11 protein-coding genes and 2 tRNA genes are annotated in these 16,710 nt (G+C 62.4%); 10 read left to right on the forward strand and 3 right to left on the reverse strand.

Features of this window, described 5'->3' with window-relative positions:
* The first annotated feature begins 3 nt into the window (after positions 1 to 3).
* Positions 4 to 1,065: a PIN/TRAM domain-containing protein gene (locus GA615_RS20955; RefSeq protein ID WP_152053284.1), complete on the forward strand. Its 1,062-nt coding sequence runs from the start codon at positions 4 to 6 to the stop codon at positions 1,063 to 1,065.
* A 171-nt stretch (positions 1,066 to 1,236) separates the two neighbouring features.
* Here GA615_RS20955 and GA615_RS20960 read toward each other — a convergent pair whose 3' ends face one another.
* Complete coding sequence (locus tag GA615_RS20960) at positions 1,237 to 2,487, reverse strand: peptidylprolyl isomerase (RefSeq protein WP_152053285.1); 1,251 nt, start codon at positions 2,485 to 2,487, stop codon at positions 1,237 to 1,239.
* Positions 2,488 to 2,679: 192 nt separating this feature from the next.
* On the opposite strand from GA615_RS20960, the gene ggt reads away from it, so the two are divergent.
* From ggt to GA615_RS20985, 5 genes are all read left to right on the forward strand, one after another.
* On the forward strand, positions 2,680 to 4,527 hold the full coding sequence (gene ggt / locus GA615_RS20965) for a gamma-glutamyltransferase (RefSeq protein ID WP_235905592.1): 1,848 nt from the start codon (positions 2,680 to 2,682) through the stop codon (positions 4,525 to 4,527).
* A 210-nt stretch (positions 4,528 to 4,737) separates the two neighbouring features.
* On the forward strand, positions 4,738 to 5,124 hold the full coding sequence (locus GA615_RS20970; RefSeq protein WP_152053286.1) for an HU family DNA-binding protein: 387 nt from the start codon (positions 4,738 to 4,740) through the stop codon (positions 5,122 to 5,124).
* 114 nt (positions 5,125 to 5,238) lie between these two features.
* Positions 5,239 to 5,610, forward strand: coding sequence for a cupin domain-containing protein (locus GA615_RS20975; protein WP_152053287.1), 372 nt, complete (start codon positions 5,239 to 5,241; stop codon positions 5,608 to 5,610).
* Between the two features lie 20 nt (positions 5,611 to 5,630).
* Positions 5,631 to 5,715, forward strand: a tRNA-Leu gene (locus GA615_RS20980).
* A gap of 414 nt (positions 5,716 to 6,129) precedes the next feature.
* On the forward strand, positions 6,130 to 7,713 hold the full coding sequence (locus GA615_RS20985; RefSeq protein ID WP_152053288.1) for a TolC family protein: 1,584 nt from the start codon (positions 6,130 to 6,132) through the stop codon (positions 7,711 to 7,713).
* A gap of 15 nt (positions 7,714 to 7,728) precedes the next feature.
* On the opposite strand, the gene GA615_RS20990 is transcribed toward GA615_RS20985, so the two are convergent.
* Both GA615_RS20990 and GA615_RS20995 read right to left on the reverse strand, forming a co-directional pair.
* A complete protein-coding gene (locus GA615_RS20990) occupies positions 7,729 to 10,857 on the reverse strand; it encodes an efflux RND transporter permease subunit (RefSeq protein ID WP_152053289.1) in 3,129 nt (1,042 codons plus the stop codon).
* Between the two features lie 44 nt (positions 10,858 to 10,901).
* The gene (locus tag GA615_RS20995) at positions 10,902 to 12,200 is read right to left on the reverse strand and encodes an efflux RND transporter periplasmic adaptor subunit (protein WP_152053290.1); all 1,299 of its coding nucleotides are present in this window, start codon (positions 12,198 to 12,200) and stop codon (positions 10,902 to 10,904) included.
* Between the two features lie 1,006 nt (positions 12,201 to 13,206).
* Between GA615_RS20995 and GA615_RS21000 the strand changes: the two genes are divergently transcribed.
* The 4 genes from GA615_RS21000 to GA615_RS21015 all read left to right on the forward strand — a co-directional run.
* On the forward strand, positions 13,207 to 14,775 hold the full coding sequence (locus GA615_RS21000; protein ID WP_152053291.1) for an amino acid permease: 1,569 nt from the start codon (positions 13,207 to 13,209) through the stop codon (positions 14,773 to 14,775).
* The gene (locus tag GA615_RS21005; RefSeq protein WP_201750268.1) at positions 14,772 to 15,620 is read left to right on the forward strand and encodes a CDP-alcohol phosphatidyltransferase family protein; all 849 of its coding nucleotides are present in this window, start codon (positions 14,772 to 14,774) and stop codon (positions 15,618 to 15,620) included. The genes GA615_RS21000 and GA615_RS21005 overlap by 4 nt, the downstream gene beginning before the upstream one ends.
* A gap of 153 nt (positions 15,621 to 15,773) precedes the next feature.
* Positions 15,774 to 15,847 (forward strand) — tRNA-Arg (locus GA615_RS21010).
* An 85-nt stretch (positions 15,848 to 15,932) separates the two neighbouring features.
* A partial coding sequence (locus GA615_RS21015) for a tyrosine-type recombinase/integrase (protein WP_152053292.1) occupies positions 15,933 to 16,710 on the forward strand: 778 nt, incomplete at its 3' end.

Here is a 16,710-nt window from a genome sequence, read left to right on the forward strand (position 1 = left end):
ATCATGATGTTGGTGGCGATTCGAGCAGTCTTCATTCTGGTGGCCGGCGGACTGGCGGCGCGCCTGGCCACGCTTGCGGGAGGTCCTCCCTGGGCCCCTGCGGTTCTCTTTCCCATTGTCATGGGCGCCGCGGCGATTGTGGTCGTGATCGATGTTCTCACCCCTCGCAAGCGGATTCAGACCATCTCGGCCGTTTACTTCGGTTTGATTGTCGGCCTGATTCTCAGTTATTTCTTGCAACTCGCCCTACAACCGACGATCGACATGTTTGGGGGAGGGCTGGCCATCGAGATGGTTCAGGCAGTCTTCGCGCTGGGAACCGTGGCCATCTGTTATATCTGCGTCAGCACCTTACTTCAGACGAAAGACGACTTCCGTTTCGTGATTCCTTATATGGAGTTTTCGAAGGAGGTCAAGGGGGCCTGCCCGCTGGTACTCGATACCTCGGTCATCATCGACGGCCGGATTGCCGACGTGGCCGAGGCGAGGGTCCTGGATCAACCGCTGGTCGTCCCTCAGTTCGTGCTTCAAGAATTGCAGGGAATTGCCGATAGCTCGGACAAGCTCCGGCGCAACCGAGGGCGTCGAGGGCTGGACATCCTCAACCGGCTTCAGAAATCGCCCGAGGTGGAGATCCGGATCTTCGACACCGAGCTGCCCGAGCTGGCCGGCATCCGCGAAGTGGATCAGCGGTTGGTCGTTCTGGCCAAACATCTCGACGGCAAGGTGGTCACGAACGACTACAACCTGAACAAGATTGCCCGACTTCAGGGGGTCGAAGTCATCAACCTGAACGACCTGGCCAATGCCTTGAAGCCGGTTGTCTTGCCTGGCGAATCCCTGACCGTGAAGTTGATCAAGCGCGGTGAGGAACCAGGCCAGGGGGTTGGCTATCTCGATGACGGCACGATGGTCGTGGCCGAGCAAGGGATGGGACATCTGGGTGAGATGGTTCGGATCACCGTGACCAGCGTGTTGCAAACCAGTGCCGGCCGCATGATCTTCGGACGGATGGAAGGGGTGGCGTCGGGGCAGGGACATGGAGCCCACCGGGCGGGTCATTGATCGTACGCCGATTTCCGAGCTGATCAACCCAGCGGCTTGAGCGTGCGCAGTCTTGCTCAGATACACAAACAGGCGGCCGGGCTCGATCGAAAGGGATCGAGCCCGGCCGCCCGGAATACTTTGCAGAGGCGTTGATTGCCGACGGACTGTGTCAACGCGGAGTCAATCCGATCACTTTGGCTCGGTTGGGTTGACAGCCGGGTTCGGCAGTGCGGGGGCGTCGGGGGCACCGACCGGGCGTTCGACGTTCCCTTCGGCATCGACGGGCGACTGCTGCAACGCTCGAAGTTTTTCCTCGGCCCCCGATGGGGGCAGGTCCACGTCTGGCTTGGACATGCGGGCCCGCCTCACCTCCTCGTCCTTGACCACAACCTCAGCTTCCTGAACGCCGGAGTGCTTGACCTGGCCGGTCAGGTGGTTTTCGACGGCCGCCTGGACGAACAGTTCTTCCATGACGGTCTTCATCTCGGCCTGGAGCTTGGCCTCGAAGATCGAGGTCTTCACCTGAGCGACGAGGTTTTCATCGTCGGTGTTGTACTCCTGACCTTCTTCCACCCGTTCGCGCTGGAAGATGACCCAGGCGGTTTCGTTCACCTGGATCGGGCCGGTGAAGTCACCGTCCTTGGGCTTGTGGGTCGGGTCCTTGTCTTCCGGGTCGCCATCGACGAGCTGAGCGAAGGCGGCCTCAGAGACGTGCAAGGGGTCGGCGAACCGGGCGATCGGCTGGGCGAGCAAGCCGCCGAGCACGCGAGAGTCCTGGTCCATCGAGAGTTCCTGGGCAAGCTTGGCGAAGCCGCCCGGATTTTCTCGAACCCGGTTCCAGACGTCCTTGGCCTTGGCCAGGGTGTCGACGAGGATCATCCGAACGACGAGCTTCTCGCCGTAAAAGGCCTCGAAGGCCTTCTCGATGTCCTCATCCGTGACCTGAACCCGAGGTTCGGCCAGCTTGCGGAGCGCGACGCCGGGGAAGGCGATATACTCGGCGTATTGCCGGGGGCTGACATTCCGCTCGCGAGCCAGGGCCCGGAGGAAGTTTTCCCGGTTGATGCCGGCTCGGGCGGCGTCTCGATCGATCTCGGCATCGATCTCGGCGGCGGTGACCGTCAGTTGCCGGTTCTTGATCGCCTGGTCGAGCAGGCTCCGCATGATCAGGGTATCAAGAACTTCGAGCCCGTGGCGCGAGACACACTCGTCGGCCAGTCGCTGGCGAGAGATAATCTCCCCGTTGACCACGGCGATCGGGTCATTCGGGTTCGCCGGCACGGCTCGGGGAACCAGCGTCGGCTGGTTCTGGGGCTGGCCCGCCCTGGTCTCCGGGGCATTGGTTGCTTGCTGGGCCTCGGCGGCGGTGCCAAGTCCGAAACCCACTTGAATCAGAGCGGCCAGCGCAACGAGCCGCCCTCCTCGGATCCGATCACCCATGTCGTCCCTCCTTGAACTGCTCGCGCCGGGGAACCTCGACCGCGATCCGGCACGTTCCGGGCGTTACGATAGCCTCCATCCCCCTGCGGTCAACGTCGATTCCAGGCAATCCGACGCACAACCCGCAAATTTTTTGACGCGAGCCGTGTTCCTCGACCGATCTCGATTCATTGCTTTCGGAGAATCGTCACCATGATAATGCCTCAGCGATTTGCCCTCGTCCTCCGGGTCTTCCGCTTCGATCCAGGAGCAGGAGATTGCACGGCTCGATCCGACCCTCGGGTGTTGCGGGCCGCGTCCTCTCGGCGAGGGTTGATCGTGAGCCTCGGGCTCGTGCTGACGACGCTGGTCGCCTCGTCGCCGCTGAAGGCCGAGGAATTCCGGTCGCATGTGGTCGTCTCGCAAGAGGCGAACGCCTCGGACGTGGGCCGAGACGTGCTTCGCAACGGAGGCAATGCGATCGACGCGGCGATCGCCACCGCCTTCGCCCTGGCGGTCACGCATCCGGCGGCGGGGAATATCGGCGGTGGCGGCTTCATCGTCGCCTACCTCGCCGAACGGGATGAGGTGGTCACCGTCGACTTCCGGGAGCGCGCCCCGTTCGCGTCAACCGAGCGCATGTATCTGGATGACAGGGACCGTCCCGTCCGCGGCTACCGCGCCGGTCCGAAGGCCGCCGGAGTGCCGGGGACGGTTCGGGGGCTGGCCCTGGCTCACGAACGATTCGGCTCCCGGCCCTGGGCCGAGCTGGTTCGCCCGGCGGTGGCTTTGGCGGAGGAGGGGTTCCCTGTGACGGAGACCCTTGCCCGTTCGCTCAACGCCCAGTTGTTCGTCGATGACGGCGCGGCCGACTTGCTCGACGGCAGTGGCCGAGTCGATCGCCTGGCCGATTTTTCAGCCTCAGTCGCGGCCTTCCGCAAGGCCGACGGCACCCCCTGGCAGGAAGGGGACCTTCTTCGACAACCCGACCTGGCCGCCACGCTGTCTCGGATCGCCGAGCAAGGCCCCGACGAATTCTACGGCGGCAAGACCGCCGACCTGATCGTCGCCGCCATGCAGGAGGGCGGGGGCGTGATGACCCGAGAGGATCTCGAATCGTATCGAGCCGTTGTGCGTCCCCCGGTTCGGGGTCGGTTTCGGGGGTTCGAGGTATACGGCATGGGGCCGCCGTCGTCGGGCGGGATTGTGGTGGTCTTGATGCTCCAGATTCTCGAACGGTTTGATCTCGCCGCCGATGGTCCGGATGCTCCCGAGACACTCCACCGGATTACCGAAGCCATGCGGCGTGCCTTCTTCGTGCGGGCGACCCGGATTGCCGATCCCGACTTCGTCGAGGTCCCGGTCGAGGAGCTGACCTCCCGAGCCTTCGCCGACGAACTGGCCGAGTCGATCGGCCCCGAGGCCACCCCGAGCCAGGACCTGGCCGACTTCCCGATCGCCGGCCTGGCCGAAGGCTCGAACACGACGCACCTCTCGGTCGTCGATCGCCAGGGGAACGCCGTGGCCCTGACCTACACCCTGGAACTCGGCTACGGCTCGAAGGCCGTGGTCCCGGGCGCGGGGTTCTTGCTCAACAATGAGATGGGAGACTTCAACCTCGTCCCAGGTGTCACCTCAACCTCGGGCCTGATCGGGACGCCGGCGAACCGGATCGCGCCGGGCAAACGGATGCTCAGTTCCATGTCGCCGACGCTCGTCTTGAAGGACGGCAAGCCCCGGCTTGTCACGGGATCGCCGGGCGGTCGGACGATTCCGAACACGGTGCTCTGGGTCGTCCTGAACGTTCTGGAGTTCGGCCGATCGCCACGAGAGGCGATTGACGCCCCTCGAACGCACCACGCCTGGTTCCCTGACGTGATCACCCTGGAAGGTCGCTCGTGGCCTGCGGAAACGCTTGACGAGCTCCGCCGCCGCGGCCACCGCGTGCGATCGACGACCTTGCAGGGGGATGCGCACTCGATCGTCATCGACCCCGAAACCGGGCTCTTGCACGGGGCCAACGACCGCAGACGACAGACCTCGAAGGCCTCGGGCGACTGAGTCCTAGCCCCTTCGGAGTCTGCCGAAGACGGCAATCCCGCGAAAAAGACTGCCGGGGCGCAGCCAGATTGCAATTTTTCCTGTATATTTCGGGCCAGAGCGTCGATCTGGTTCGGCAGGAGCGTCGTTTGAGCCTCCCCAATGCGGGTCGGGGCCACCAGGAGCGCTCCCACACGGTATTCGCACATCGATCAGGAGGGGATGCGACCCATGGCCGCGAAGAAAGCTGCCCCCAAGGCCGCGCCTGCAAAGGCCGAAGCCGCTTCGGCCAAGCCCAAGGCCCGGCCGATGACCAAGAACGAACTCTACACGGCCCTGTCCGAGAAGACCGGCCTGGCCAAGAAGGACGTGGCCAATCTCTTCGAGCAGCTCGACGAGCTGGTCCGCGTCTCGCTGACCAAGCGAGGCGGGCCGAAGCAGTTCGTCCTGCCCGGCATGCTCAAGATCCGCCTGGCCGAGAAGAAGGCCACGCCCGCCAAGAAGGGTCGCAACCCCCAGACCGGCGAGATCATCGACATCCCCGCCAAGCCCAAGCGGAACACCGTCAAGGTCACCCCGCTGAAGGCCCTCAAGGATGCCGTCCTGACCGGCAAGTAATCCGGGATCACCGAGGAGGAGGTCGAGCCGTGCCTGGCCCTCCTCCTCCCAGTCGGTGAGTCGTTGCCGTCTTTGCGATCGCCCCGACCTCATTGCGACCGACGGACTTCCTCGATGGACACCTCCTCTCCGCCTCGAACCGGCCCCGGGTATCTCATCCGACGCCTTGACGAGGCGCCCACGGTTCCTTGCCCATGCGGTCAGAGCACCCGCCTCTTGACCTTCGAGGACGCCTCGCCCGCCAACTTCCACGTCACCTTCATCACCGATTCGGTCAAGCACTATCACGCCCGCTGCACCGAACTGTATTACATCCTTGAAGGGACTGGAGAACTGGAGCTGAACAACGATCGCGTCGCCGTGGAACCGGGGATGCTCATCCTCATTGAGCCGTACACCCGCCATCGCCTTCGCAGCGAAGACGGTGTTCGAACCCTGGTCCTCGGCATTCCTGCCTGGCACCCCGACGACGAATACTTCGATTAATCCCCGCTCTTGCACCCATTGCCGGCGTGGCGGAATGGCAGACGCAGAGGACTTAAAATCCTCCGGAGGGAAACCTCCGTGTGGGTTCGACTCCCACCGCCGGCACTCATCTCGATCGAGAAAACCCTGGCCGGTTCGCACGATCCGGCATGAGGGCGGAAACGCTCTGAAATCGAGGCGTTCGCGTGTCCTGGTGATCAGGACGTCTCGCTGCAAGAACGCGATTTGTGGGATGGGGATCACAATCCGGTTGGTCCCCGTCTGCGTCGTCACCAATACGGGTTGGACTGAAGTGCCGGAAGTGTGACGCGAGGAATGCAGGAATCGGGACGATTCTGCCGACAACATCAGTATGTCGTTCGGGAACGTACCCGGTCCTGGTGAGCGTGCTTTCCCGTGAGACCCGGTCGGAGTCGCGGAGGTCGTCTCGACCTCAAGCGCTCTGATCCGTTTGCTCTCTGCGGTCGATCTCGCGTCTCGTGTCCCGATCCGAGGGTGGCCCTCGCCATCGAATCACTCATGATCAACCGATCTATCGTCCTGAGCAGTCTGCTGGTCCTGGCCCTGCTGCCGGCGAAGCACGGAGTGCTGGCGCAGCAGGCGACCGCTCCTCCGTCAAGTTTCGGCCAGGGATTGCTAGAGTCGGCCCTGGGACGATCGCCCGGCTCGATGACGACGCAGATGCCGTCCGATCGGCCGGACATGCAGGGGACGATCGGAAACCGACCAGGTCCCGGCACGCCTCGCGTGCCGTTCTCGATCACCACGCCGGAAACGAGCCTTGCGCCTCCGGGGCTGGAGCGGGTGCTCCCGCTTCCCGAGTTGCCGATCACCGCAATGCCGCTCTATGGCACGCTGGAGCTTCCGACCGATCCTGATGCCCCCTTCGATCCGAACGCCTTGACGCTCGACGAAGCCATCCAGCGATTACTCGACGTGAACCCGACCCTGAAAGCCCTCTCGTTCGAGCTGCCGCAGGCCGAGGCCGACGTGCTCACGGCAGGGTTGCGAGCCAATCCCATCCTCTTTACCGATGCTCAAATGATCCCCTATCAGCCCTACACCGACGCGCGGCCCGGGGGGCAGACGCAATATGACCTGAACATCTCGTATCCCCTCGACCTGACGGGAAAACGCCGGGCGCGCATTCGATTCGCGAGTCAGAGCCTCAGCGTGATTGAAGCCCAGTATCAAGACGCGGTTCGTCGAGAGATCGACAATCTTGCGATTGCCTTCGTTGATGTGCTCGCCGCCAGAGAAACCGTCCGGCTGGCCGAGGCCGGCGCTCGGGGATTGGAGCGGGTGCTCGAACTGACCGAAACACTGCGCGAGCAGGGGCTTCAGACCGAGGCCGATGTCAACCGCGTTCGGATTCAGCAAACCGATGCTGAGATCGCCCTTGCCGATAGCGAGGAAGCACTCCGACGGACCAAGCGAGCGCTCGGCTCGCTGCTGGCGATTCATCCGGCCGAGGCCGAAGTCATGGCGGTCGAGGGGCAACTCGTGGATCCGATCGCCGCGCCCCCGACCATCGAGGAACTGACCGAACTAGCCCTGGCCGCGCGACCCGATTTGCAGGCCTACCGTCTTGGGATTGATCGGGCCAGGGCTCAGGTTGATCTGGAAGTGGCCAATCGGTTATCCGACGTCTTCTTGCTTTATCAGCCGTTCACGTATCAGGACAACTCTCCTTTTGACCTCCCGGGAGCGACCTCGTGGGCCCTGGGACTCACGATCCCCTTGCCGGTCTTCAACCGCAACCAGGGGAATATTCAGCGGGCGCGGTTCAACGTTTCGCAGAGTCGGGTCGAGTACGAAGTCATCGCTCAGCAGGTGATTGTGGAGGTGCGTCAGGCCGAACAGGAGTTTCATAGCTCTCGGACCGCCTTGCGTCGCGTCGAGGCAGACCAGCTTCCGGCCGCCGAGCAAATTCTGGAATCGACCGACCGCCTCTTTTCCAGCGGTGAGATCGACGCGGTGGCCTACCTCAACGTTCGACGCGAGTACAACGATGTGATCCGTCGCTGGCGAGACCTGCTGGTCCGTCACCGTCGGAGCATGCTCGCCCTGAATACGGCGGTCGGCCAACGGGTCTTGCCGTGAGGATCGTGACCCTTCTCAGGGGTTGGCAGGGGGTTCTCCGTTCGTCTCGGGTTCCGGTTCGAGTTCGTCACGATCACGATGGCGGGGCCCCTGCCCAAAGAGGGAGTAAAGGACCGGGAGCACGATCATGGTGGTCAGGGTGCTGAATCCCATTCCCGCCACGACCACCGTGGCCAGGGGGCGCTGCACCTCGGCGCCGAACCGCTCGGAGGTCGCCATTGGCAAGAACCCCAGGGCCGCCACCGTCCCGGTCATCAGGACCGGTCGTAAACGTTCGAGCGCGGCCTCTCGGATCGCCCGATCCTTGGGGATTCCCGATTCAATGCGATTGCGAATGGCGTTGACGAGCACCAGGCCCATCAGCATCGACGCGCCGGAGAGGGCAATGAACCCCACTCCCGCCGAGATGGTAAAGGGCATGCCACGCGACCAGAGGCCGAAGACTCCGCCGCTGGAGGCGAACAGGACGCCGGTGAAAATCAAGGCCGCGTCGAGGGCCGAGCCGAAGGTCAGATACAGCAGGCTAAGCGTCAGTCCGAGGGCCACGGGAACGACCAGATACAGCCGGTTTCGGGCTCGGATCAGGTTCTCAAACTGGCCTCCCCAGTCGATCGAGTAGCCGGTCGGCAAGGTCAGTTGGTCCTCGATTTGGCGCTGGGCCTCCTCGACGAAGGAGCCGAGATCGCGCCCGCGAACGTTTGATTGAACGACGATCCGACGCTGACCCCAGTCGCGCTGAATGGTCGATGGACCCACCGTCTCCTCAAACCGCACGAGCCGGGACAGCGGGATGCGAGCCCCCGAGGCGGTCGGAATGACAATTTCCTGCAGGGCTTCGGGGTGATCGCGGTACCGCTCGGGCAATCGGATGACCAGAGGGAACCGGCGGCCTCCCTCCTCGGCAAAAATCTCACCCACGGGAATCCCGCCGGCGGCCCGAACCGCATCGAGGACGACCCGCGCCGGAACGCCATGACGAGCCAGGGCCGGACGATCGACGACGACGCGGAGCACCGGCAAGCCGGTCACCTGCTCGACGCTGACATCGGCCGCCCCCGGAATCTCTTCGAGGATTTTGGCAATCTCGGTGGCCTTTGCTTGCAGCACGTCCAGATCATCGCCGAACAGTTTGACACCCAGGTCCGCGCGAATCCCCGCGATCATCTCGTTGATCCGCTGCTCGATCGGCTGGCTGAACACCGCTTCGGTGCCGGGCAACTGCTCGACGATTTCGGCCATCTGATTGACGAGTTCCTCCTGGTTGGTGGCTCGGGTCCAGAGGTCTCTCGGCCGAAGCGTTACGAAGACGTCACTGAGTTCCAGGCCCATCGGATCGGTGGCGACCTCGGCGGTTCCGATCCGGGTCCAGAGGTGATCGATTTCATCGGGGAACTCTTCCAGGAGGATCCGCTCCAGTTCGCTGCCGTAGCGTTGCGATTCGTCGTAGCTGACACTCGCCAGCCGAACGGTATTGAAGACGATCGCCCCCTCTCCGAGGCGAGGGATGAACTCCGATCCAAGCCCCATCGCCAACCGAACCATCACGGCCGTCATCGTCACCGCGAGCAACAAGGTCTTCAGCGGGTTTTTCATCGACAGACGAAGGATCGGCCGGTACACCCAGAGGGCGATCCGGTCGAGAATCGTTTCCTTTTCCTCCTTGCCCTTCGAGAGACCGAGCGAGGCAAGGACTGGCATCAACGTGAGTGAGAGGATCATCGAGCCGACCAGCGCGAAGACGACCGTCAGGGCCATCGGCCGGAACAGCTTTCCCTCGACCCCTTCAAGGGTCAAGATCGGCAGATAGACAATGATGATGATAAGTTCGCCAAACATGGTCGGTTTGCGAACTTCGATGGCCGCTTCCCGCACGATCTCTTTTTTCGAGCGGGTTGAGCGATCTTCCGAGAGCCGGCGGACGCAGTTCTCCACCATCACCACCGAGCTGTCCACCACCAGGCCAAAGTCGATCGCTCCGAGGCTCATCAGGCTCCCGGCGATTCCCACGCGCTGCATCATCGAGAGGGCGAAGATCATGGAGAGTGGGATCGCCGAGGCCACGATCAGACCGGCTCTCAGGTTTCCGAGGAAGGCGAACAACACGGCGATGACGAGAATCGCCCCTTCGAAGAGATTCGCCTCGACCGTGTGCAAGACCCGGTCGATCAGCTCGGTCCGTCGGTAAACGACGACGACCTCAACCCCTTCGGGAAGGAGTTTGCGGACCTCCTCCATCGCGGATTCGATCGCCAGGGTGACGTTTCTCGAATTTTCGCCCATCCGCATAAAGGCGAGCCCGAGCACGACCTCCCCCTGACCCTCGGCCGTGGTGCCTCCCCGGCGAATGGCATGGCCGATGGCCACGTCGGCCACGTCTCGAATCCGAATCGGCACACCACCGACCGAGGTAATGACCAGGTCGGCAATATCCTCGGTCGATTGCACCAGGCCAACCCCCTGGATCAGGGCAAGCTGTCCTCCCTGGTCCACCGGGCCGCCGCCGACATTCTGGTTGTTTTCACGAAGCGTTTGCGAGATGTCGTCGAAGGTCAGGTTGTATTTGGCCAGTAACGAGGGATCGAGCTGAACCTCATATTGCTTGGCCAGACCGCCCAGCGTGTTGATCTCGGCGATTCCATCAACCCGCATTAATCGCGGGCGGACAACCCAGTCGTGCAGCGTCCGCAATTCTGTCAAATCATAAACATTGCTTTTGAGATAATAGTGGTAAATCTCTCCCAGGCCCGTGGCCACGGGCCCCATTTCGGGTGGGTCGATCCCCTCGGGCAATCGCAAGCCGGCCAAGCGTTCGGAAATTTGCTGGCGGGCGAAGTAGATCTCCGTCGAGTCGTCGAAGATCGCCACCACCTGCGAAAGCCCGAACTTCGAGACCGAACGGACCTCTTGCAGCCCCTTGAGGCCCCCGAGCGAGAGTTCGACCGGGTAGGTCACCAGCAATTCCATTTGCTCGGGCGACAGGGCAGGGGCCACGGTGTTGATCTGCACCTGATGCGGCGTCGTGTCGGGGAACGCGTCGAGCGGCAACTTCAACGCCGCGTTCACTCCCACGAGCACGAGAATCAGGGTTAACATCAGAATGAGAAAGCGGTTGTTCAAACTCGCATTGATCAGCGCGTTGAGCATGCGGTAGGTTCCCGACAGGAGGCCGATTCGAAAGGGAAAACCGATTAGTCGCCGGCCAGTTCGTCTTGGCGCAGTTCCGACATCAGGAAAAAGGCCCCCGTGGTGACGACCCGATCTCCCGGTTCCAGGCCCTGCACGATTTCAACCATTCCCGGCTCCCGGATCTCTTGAACCTCGACGTGACGAGGAAGGAAGCTGCCGTCCGCCTGTTCGACGAAGACGACCGTTCTGCCGGGGGTCACTACCTGCGCCGCCTGTCGCGGAATCACGACCGATTCCCGGGGTTCGGCGACCGCGATCGAGCCCCAGCCAAACTGATTGACTCGCAGCCCTCCCTCGGAATTCTCCAGCTTGGCGAGGACTCGGACGGTCCGCGTGACCGGATCGACCGAGGAATCAACCCACTCAACGGTCCCCTTGGCGGGAGACTCGGTCCCCAACTTCGTGTCAAACGTGACCGATTGCCCACGGCTGACTCGGCTGAATTCGGCTTCCGGCACGTCGATCCAGACCCAGAGGGACGAGAGATCCGTCAGCAGGAACATCACGGTCCTCGGCTCCAGAGCTTCGCCGATCACGGCATGAAGATCGACGACCGTTCCCTCGATCGGCGCCACAACGTCCAGCAACGACGAGGTGTCGTTCTTGGCGGCGATCTGTTCGAGATCCTCGTCGGTAAACCCAAAATTGCGGAGCCGCTGCGAGGCCCCGAGCAGGTCGGCTCGGGCGGTATTCAACGTGGCTCGGGCTTCAAGCTCTCGGGCCTTGGGAAGGGCGTCACTGGCCGAGAGGGTGATGGTCCGCGCCAGCGTCGCCTCGGCCAGTTCGGCCATGGCCCGGGCGGAGAGGTAATTGGCCTTCGCCGTTCCGACCTCGGCCGAATCCACGACGGCCAGCCGATCTCCGGGCTGACAATGGGTTCCGTGATCCGCGAGCACCTCCCGAACCACGCAGGCCACCCGAGGAACGATCTCGGCATAGTGATGGCCGTTGTATTGGGTCTCGGCGTTCCCCTCAACGCGTTCGACGATCATTCGGCGTTCGGCGATGGCCGTTTGCAGTCCGATGCGTTGCGCCACGTCCGGAGTCGCAAGTCGGACGGCGGAGAGGCTCACTGCGGAGTCACCCGTGGCGGTTGAGCCCGACTCCGGGGAGGCCTCCTGATCCCCTTCGTCCTCGACGACGACGGGGGGGGTTGTGTCCTCGGCCTTGGTCTCAGGCTCTTCCAGAAAACTCGACAGGCTGGGGATCTCCACCAGATCCGGCCGGAGTACCGCGAGCAAGATGACGGCGATCACGGCGTAAGCAATCAGATTGCCGACCCATGAGAGAAGACGACTCATAAGAACGATCCTTATTGGGTCAAAGACGTTCCCGGGCGGGGTGTGCGCTTCGTCAGCCGATCACCAGGGGAATGTCCCTGGAGTCATCGGCCCTCGGCGTGACGTTCGGTTTCCGGGAATCGGGAAGGGGGAGGGAGATCCCGAATCGTGCGTGCAAAGGTTCCGGGATCGAGGCTGATGCCGGGCTTTGCGAGAGGAAGGGCAGACGCTGCGCTAGCAGCGGAAGTTCTGAAGCATCGCGCGCACCGGGAGCGCACGGAACGGGCTCGGCGGCCTGAATCGTCGCACGCTGAATTCGGCGTCCGGCAGTGCGATCGATTGCTTCAAGGGGATCGCCCATTCGGCGAGAGGTTCGCCGGAGCGATCGTCGACCAAGCAAGGGGAGCAAGTCGAGGTGGGGGCCCCGTCGCAGATGCAAGGGCCAAGGTCGGGAACCGAGAAGGGATCGGACAGATCATCCGAAGGGATCGTGGCCGCTCCCGCCCATCGGTAGAAGGCAAGCGACGACCAATCGTGAAAGCTTTCCCCGCTCAAGCACGGGCAGGCCACGATTCGGAACAGCAGCCAGCATTTGAACAGTACCGCCAGGTGCGGCATGCCGATGCGACTCATCACAGGGAATATCGAACGCTTCCACTGCACTCCTCATGATCGTATCCCTCGAACCTCCCGCAACGCAAGACTCGACACGGAAGTTTCAGAAAAGATGGCGACGTCGATCGCCTTGGGACGCCGTGATTGCCCTTCGCTCGTCGAGCATTGTGCTGCTGGAGTCGTGTCGAAGGACTTCGAGTTCCGCCGGCTTCCTTTCGAATCCGCTCGTCAGGGCTCGACAGGGCCAGAACCGTCGAAACTGCAGGTGGGGGGCGAAAGGATTTTCTTGAGAGACGTTTGCGTTGACAACTCGTCGCGCAATCCCGGACGCTCTATGCTAAAACGTTATCGTTCCTTCTTGCCGCGTTCATCGTGTGTCCCCCCCGAATGACCAGTGACGAGGATCTCCCGCGTGTCTCAGGAGGCACCAACCGAAGACACCCACGAACTTGCCGGCTTCGGGTACCGGCAGAAGCTTGACCGGACCCTGGGGAGCTTCTCCTCGTTCGCCGTCGGCTTCTCGTATCTGTCAATCCTGACCGGCCTCCCTCAGCTCTTTTACATGGGCTACGCCGCGGGTGGACCGGCCTTTTTTTGGACCTGGCCGACGGTCTTTCTCGGACAGTTTCTGGTGGCGCTTTGCTTTGCGGAACTGGCGGCGCGGTATCCCCTCTCCGGGGGCGTTTACCAGTGGTCCAAGCATATCGGATCGGCCGGCATGGGCTGGATGGCCGGCTGGGTCTACCTGGCCTGCTCGGGGATTACGCTGGCGGCCGTGGCCCTGGCGCTTCAGATTACCCTACCGCAGCTCTGGTCCGGGTTTCAGATCATCGGCTCGGCCGCCAATCCCGACGACGCCGCAAAGAACGCCGTGCTCCTTGGCTGCATCCTGATCGTCTTCAGCACGATCGTCAATTCGGTCGGCGTGCGGTTGCTGTCTCGGATCAACAATGCGGGAGTCTTTGCCGAGATCGTCGGAGCGATCCTGCTCGTGGCTCTGATGGCCTTTGCGGCGCGTCGAGGGCCGAGCATCGTCCTAAACGTGGAGGGCCTGGGCGAAGGTCGATCGCTGGGCATTCTCGGGGCGTTTCTGGCCGCGGCTTTGCCGGCAACCTATGTGATGTACGGCTTCGACACCGCCGGATCACTTGCCGAGGAAACCGACAACCCGAGGCGACGCGCTCCCCGGGCGATCCTGCTCGCCCTGGCCTCGGTCGGCCTGGTCGGGGGCTTGCTGATCGTCACGGCCCTGTGCGCCGTCGAGAATCCGGCCGACCCGCAGCTCGGCCTGGTCAGTGGCGGAATGCCCTATGTGATCAAGCAGGTCCTGGGAGACCGGCTCGGGCGCCCCTTGCTCTGTCTGCTGGTGGTGGCGATTACCGTCTGCACCCTGACCGTGCACGCCGCGGCCGTTCGCCTGATGTTCGCGATGGCGAGGGATAATAACCTGCCGTTCTCCGAGACCCTGGCCCATATCTCCGAGACCTCTCGAACACCCACCTGGCCGGCCGTGTTCCTGGGGGCGTGTGCCATCCTGATGCTGGTGGTCAACGTCAACTACCCGCAAGTGATCGAGGTCATGGCCTCGGTGTCGATTGTCTGGGCCAACCTCGCCTACCTGATGGTGACGGCGCCGCTGCTCTCTCGTCGGCTTCGCAAGGCGTATCGAGGCGCTCACCCGCACCACTTCTCCGACGCCTTTTCGATGGGCTGGTGGGGCTTGCCCGTCAATGTGTTGGCCGTGGTCTGGGGCATTTTCGTGATCGTGAACCTCTCCTGGCCCCGCACGGAAATTTACGGCACGGAACCGGCCCGGCGGTTCAGTGCCCCGCTGGCGACGGCCGCCATGCTGCTGGCAGGAGGCTCGTATTACTGGCTGGTCCGTCGACACAAGACCGGCGTTCTCGAAACCCACCGCGCGCCCGTGACTCTTGCGCCGGCGACGATGGTGCTTGATCCTGAGGGAGGCGAACGAGGATGACATCCCGAGATTCCGTGATGGGAGAGAACCTGACCACCGACGAGCCAAACGCCGATCAGGGTCGTCCGGGAGCCGGGGACCCGGTCCGCACGGTGATGGCCTGGGGCGTGCACCTCTACACGGCCCTCGGCCTGGTCATCGCCGCCTCCATCGCCGTGCTCTTGGTGCGGGGCGATGCCGACGCGTTCCGCTGGTCCTTCGCGTTGATGCTTCTTGCCACGCTGGTCGACGCCACCGACGGCACCATGGCCCGCGGTGTCGGCGTGAAAAGCGTCTTGCCGAACTTCGACGGTCGAAAGCTCGACGATTTGACCGACTTCCTGACCTACACGTTCCTGCCCCTGCTGCTCATCTGGCGGGCCGAGATCCTCCCCAGTGGGATGGAAGCCTGGCTCCTGCTGCCTCTGCTGGCCAGCGCCTATGGTTTTTGCCAGGTTGAGGCCAAGACCGACGACGGCTACTTCCTCGGCTTCCCCTCTCACTGGAATGTCGTCGCCTTCTACCTCTACGTCCTGCCCCTTCCCGAATGGGCCGCCCTGGCAACCCTCGTCCTGTTCGGCTTCCTGACGTTCATCCCCAGCCGATACCTCTATCCCTCGCAGCCGGGACGGCTCAACATGCTGAGCAACTTGCTGGCCGTTCCCTGGACCTTCCTCCTGATCTGGATCCTCTGGCGAATGCCCTCCGACTCGCCCCCGGGCTGGAACGCGGAGATTCGGACCTTGACCTTGATCTCGCTCTACTATCCCGCCTTTTACATGGGTGTCTCCTGGGTCATCACCCTGCGCCGCTGGATCATCGACTCTCCCCCGCACCGCCTCGGAGCTTCAAACTCCTCCGACTGACCAAGGTTCCTCGGTGAGCGTTGGCGTTCCCCCCCCCGCGCTCACCAATCCATCCCCCTCGGCCCCGCTCCTGGCTGATGGAATTCAACCGATCACCTGGAAACCAGCCGCTTGACACGGCGCTCACAATCGGAACAATACCAGGTGTTCAACGTGCCCGTAGCTCAATTGGATAGAGCGTTAGCCTCCGGAGCTAAAGGTTGCAGGTTCAAGTCCTGCCGGGCATACTCAGAAGTCTTTACACTGTAGGGACTTACGCCTAGGACAACTGCCAGGGGATCGCGTCGGGTTCTGTGCCAACGGCATGGAATCATGGCACGGAAAGCAAAACCTTGGTTCAGATCCGATCGAGGCTGTTGGTTTGTTTACCATCAAGGCAAGCAAATCAATCTCGGCAAAGACGAAAAATCAGCATGGGAAAAGTTCCATAGTCTGACCGGAACTAAGCCGCCCATTGCTTCGGACTTGCCGCTAGAAAGACCGCGCGATATAGACGCGCTAGTAGATATTTGTCTTGCTTATTACAAAGCTACGCGCTCCAATAATAGTTGGACTGTAGCAAAGGCTCGACTCTCAAAGTTCCGTAAGAGATTCGGGACTTACGCGCCTGAAAAACTGACGCCAGGGCAGTTGGAACGCTGGTCAAGAGAGCAAGGCTGGTCGAGTAGTGGCTCGCGTGGAGTGCTGACCGTAGTAAATGCATTCCTCAATTGGTGTGAGCGCGAAAAACTCATTGCAGAGAATCCGGTTGCTGGTGTTCACAAGCCATCAATGGAGCGCCGGACACTGCTACTGACAGACGATCAAGTGAAACGGCTCTTGGAAGTCGCGCCGGACGATTTGAAAATTATGATGCAATTGTTGGATAGCACAGTCGCGCGACCACACTTGTTATGCACCATGCAAGCAAGCCACATCGATTGGAATAACGGCATTGCCAAGATGAGATCAAAGGGTAAGCAATATCTACTTTATCTCCCTAAATGCTGGCTCGACTATCTCAGAGTAATGGCGCGGCGCTTTCCCGATGGTCCCCTGCTACGGACACAAAGAGGGAAGCCCTGGACACCCAACGGACTGCGCCAAAGAC

The organism is Tautonia marina, from assembly GCF_009177065.1.
GTDB classification, from domain to species: Bacteria; Planctomycetota; Planctomycetia; order Isosphaerales; family Isosphaeraceae; genus Tautonia; species Tautonia marina.

Coding starts and splice junctions, on each gene's coding strand:
- GA615_RS20975 (WP_152053287.1), top strand. CDS start 5,239: ATGGACACCTCCTCTCCGCCTCGAACCGGCCCCGGGTATCTCATCCGA.
- GA615_RS20955 (WP_152053284.1), top strand. CDS start 4: ATGATGTTGGTGGCGATTCGAGCAGTCTTCATTCTGGTGGCCGGCGGA.
- GA615_RS20990 (WP_152053289.1), bottom strand. CDS start 10,857: ATGCTCAACGCGCTGATCAATGCGAGTTTGAACAACCGCTTTCTCATT.
- GA615_RS20995 (WP_152053290.1), bottom strand. CDS start 12,200: ATGAGTCGTCTTCTCTCATGGGTCGGCAATCTGATTGCTTACGCCGTG.
- GA615_RS20970 (WP_152053286.1), top strand. CDS start 4,738: ATGGCCGCGAAGAAAGCTGCCCCCAAGGCCGCGCCTGCAAAGGCCGAA.
- GA615_RS20985 (WP_152053288.1), top strand. CDS start 6,130: ATGATCAACCGATCTATCGTCCTGAGCAGTCTGCTGGTCCTGGCCCTG.
- GA615_RS21005 (WP_201750268.1), top strand. CDS start 14,772: ATGACATCCCGAGATTCCGTGATGGGAGAGAACCTGACCACCGACGAG.
- GA615_RS20960 (WP_152053285.1), bottom strand. CDS start 2,487: ATGGGTGATCGGATCCGAGGAGGGCGGCTCGTTGCGCTGGCCGCTCTG.
- ggt (WP_235905592.1), top strand. CDS start 2,680: ATGATAATGCCTCAGCGATTTGCCCTCGTCCTCCGGGTCTTCCGCTTC.